Below are 3,119 nucleotides of genomic sequence, written 5' to 3' on the forward strand. Positions count from 1 at the left end.
GCGATCTTGCCCACCAGGGCGGCGGTCTTGGGGGCCAGGCCTGTCTTGCGAAAGTAGCTGGCCAGACGCTTTTTCAGGTTCTTGGCCTTGCCGACATAGAGCAGCTTGGCGCTGGCATCGAACATGCGATAGACGCCCGGACGAGCGCTGCAGGTCGCCAGGAAGGCGCTGGAATCGAAGGCGGCGGCAGTGGTTGCGGCTGCGTCAGCTGTTGGCATCGACCATGCCGTGACGTACGGCCAACAAGGCCAGCTCAACGTCGCTGGTGATCGACAGCTTGTCGAATATCCGATACCGATAGGTGTTAACGGTTTTCGGCGACAGGCACAGCTTGTCCGAGATGGTCTGCACCTTATGGCAGTTGGCAATCATCAGGGCGATTTGGATCTCGCGCTCGGACAGCAGATCGAAGGGTGAACTGTCGACCTGGGCCTGGAAGGGCTTGAGCGCCAGCTGCTGGGCGATTTGCGGGCTGATATAGCGTTGGCCGCTGAAGACCATCCGAATGGCCTGGACCATTTCCTCGAGCGCGGCACCCTTGGTCAGGTAACCGGCGGCGCCGGCCTGGAGCAAGCGAGTGGGAAAGGGATCTTCCTCGCAGACGGTAACGGCTACGACTTTCATGTCGGGATGGCTGCGAATCAGTTTGCGCGTGGCTTCCAGGCCACCGATGCCGGGCATCTTGATATCCATCAGGACGACATCAGGCTTCAGCTCGCGGGCTTTATGCAGGGATTCTTCGCCGGATTCGGCTTGGCCTACAACCTGCAGACCGTCGATGTCGGCCAGCATGCGTGTGATGCCCGTGCGAACCAGATCGTGGTCATCGACCACTAGCACCCTAATCAAGCGACACCCCATTTGCGGCAACCGCTTGCAGCGGTCTTGTTGAAATGCTGATCAAAGCAATCTTGCTTAGCTTGACCAAGCTTGGCGCATGACTGTCAAAAAGCAACCGCCAAAAACAGCTTACTTATATGACATGCAGAGGAAAATGGCGGAAGCGGTGAGATTCGAACTCACGGAAGAGTTTCCCCTTCGACGGTTTTCAAGACCGTTGCATTCAACCGCTCTGCCACGCTTCCGGCGTTAGTGCGGGCGGCAATCTTACCCGAACGCAACAGGCTGTCAAACTCTGCTTATTGGCACTTTAGCTGGCTCTGTTATGCTCCCAGTCGACCTTGGTCACGGAACCATTAGCCTTTATCAGGAGTGTCGCCATGAACGATCACAATTATGCCCTCGACCATACGCAGGTGGAGCAGCAAGAAGTCAGCCGCGTCCTGCGTAACACCTATGGCCTGCTGGCCATCACCTTGGCCTTTAGCGGCCTGGTGGCCTTTCTGGCCCAGCGCGCCAACCTGCCTTATCCGAATATCTTTGTGGTGCTGATCGGCTTCTATGGCCTGTTCTTCCTTACCACCAAGCTGCGTAATTCGCCGTGGGGCCTGGTTTCCACCCTGGCCCTGACCGGTTTTATGGGTTACACCCTGGGTCCGATTCTCAACCGCTACCTGGGCATGGCCAACGGCGCCGAAGTGGTCAGCTCGGCCTTCGCCATGACCGCCCTGGTGTTCTGCGGCCTGTCGGCCTATGTGCTGACCACCCGCAAGGACATGAGCTTTCTCAGTGGTTTTATCACGGCCGGTTTCTTCGTGCTGCTGGGCGCCATGCTGGTAAGCGTGTTCTTCCAGATCAGCGGCCTGCAACTGGCGATCAGCGCCGGCTTCGTGCTGTTTGCCTCGGCCAGCATCCTGTTCCAGACCAGCGCGATCATCCATGGCGGTGAACGCAACTACATCATGGCGACCATCAGCCTGTATGTATCCATCTACAACCTGTTCGTCAGCCTGCTGCAGCTCCTCGGCATCATGGGCAGCGACGATTGATCACTTAGCACACAAAAAAAGGCCGCTTAACTAAGCGGCCTATTTTATGGCTACCCTCCATGGCGGCCACTCTTCGAGCCGTCGCTGCGCGACGTTAAAAATGGCTCCCGGCCATTTTTTATTGGTGCTGCTTACTTCTTAACTACGTTCCTGCTCCCAGGATTTCAGCAGCTCGTTGTAGTTGATGGTTTCACCCTTGGGTTTCTCGTTGGCCAGTTTCGGCTTGGGTGCGCCCGGTTGATCCAGCCAGTACTGCGGATCTTTCGGCTCGTTCAGCTTGGGCCCGCACTCGCCCAGCACACCGGAGCGCTCCAGACGGCCGAGTATGGTGTCTTGCGCCGCCGCCAGGCCATCCAGCGCCTCTTGCGGCGACTTGTCGCCACTGGCCGCCTCGGCGATAAATTGCCACCACAGCTGGGCCAGACGCGGATAGTCCGGCACGTTGGTGCCGGTCGGGGTCCACTGCACCCGCGCCGGGCTGCGGTAGAACTCCACCAAACCGCCGAGTTTCGGCGCGGCATCGGTCATCGCCTGGGAGTTGATATCCGACTCGCGAATCGGCGTCAGGCCGACCAGGGTCTTCTTCAGCGACACGGTTTTCGAGGTGACGAACTGGGCGTATAGCCAGGCCGCCAGGCGTTGCTTGTCCGGGGTGGACTTGAGGAAGGTCCAGGAACCGGCGTCCTGATAACCCAGCTTCATGCCCTCTTCCCAGTACGGCCCTTTAGGCGACGGCGCCATGCGCCATTTCGGCGTGCCGTCTGCATTCACCACCGGCAGGCCCGGCTTGTTCATGTCGGCGGTGAAGGCGGTGTACCAGAAAATCTGCTGGGCGATGCTGCCCTGAGCCGGCACCGGGCCGGCTTCGGAGAAGGTCATGCCCTGGGCTTCCGGCGGCGCGTACTGGCGCATCCAGTCGACGTACTTGGTGGTCGCATAGACTGCCGCCGGGCCATTGGTGTCGCCGCCGCGGGAGACGCTGGAACCCACCGGGCGGCAGCCGTCCACGCGAATGCCCCACTCATCCACCGGCAGGCCGTTGGGCAGGCTCTTGTCGCCGCCACCGGCCATGGAGAACCAGGCATCGGTGAAGCGCCAGCCCAGGGACGGGTCTTTCTTGCCGTAATCCATATGGCCGTAGACGCGCTGGCCGTCGATTTCCTTGACCTTCTCCGAGAAGAACTCGGCGATGTCTTCATAGGCGGACCAGTTGACCGGCACACCCAGCTC

3 protein-coding genes, 1 tRNA gene and 1 pseudogene are annotated in these 3,119 nt (G+C 59.9%); 1 reads left to right on the top strand and 4 read right to left on the bottom strand.

What is annotated here, in order from left to right:
* From Q8Q83_RS13535 to Q8Q83_RS13545, 3 genes are all read right to left on the bottom strand, one after another.
* Positions 1 to 218, bottom strand: a 218-nt coding sequence (locus Q8Q83_RS13535) for a GIY-YIG nuclease family protein (protein ID WP_305624537.1), incomplete at its 3' end; no start/stop codon positions are given.
* Positions 205 to 849, bottom strand: a complete 645-nt coding sequence (gene uvrY / locus Q8Q83_RS13540; RefSeq protein WP_305624539.1) for a UvrY/SirA/GacA family response regulator transcription factor — start codon at positions 847 to 849, stop codon at positions 205 to 207. The genes Q8Q83_RS13535 and uvrY, both read right to left, overlap by 14 nt.
* A gap of 146 nt (positions 850 to 995) precedes the next feature.
* Positions 996 to 1,085, bottom strand: a tRNA-Ser gene (locus Q8Q83_RS13545).
* Between the two features lie 135 nt (positions 1,086 to 1,220).
* Here Q8Q83_RS13545 and Q8Q83_RS13550 point away from each other — a divergent pair.
* Positions 1,221 to 1,889 (top strand): Bax inhibitor-1/YccA family protein, encoded by a 669-nt coding sequence (locus tag Q8Q83_RS13550; RefSeq protein WP_305624541.1) that lies wholly within the window; start codon positions 1,221 to 1,223, stop codon positions 1,887 to 1,889.
* 138 nt (positions 1,890 to 2,027) lie between these two features.
* Here the strand turns inward: Q8Q83_RS13550 and Q8Q83_RS13555 are convergent.
* Positions 2,028 to 3,119 (bottom strand): annotated as a pseudogene (locus Q8Q83_RS13555) (ABC transporter substrate-binding protein); the annotation flags it as partial.

Source organism: Pseudomonas sp. (assembly GCF_030696055.1).
GTDB lineage: Bacteria > Pseudomonadota > Gammaproteobacteria > Pseudomonadales > Pseudomonadaceae > Aquipseudomonas.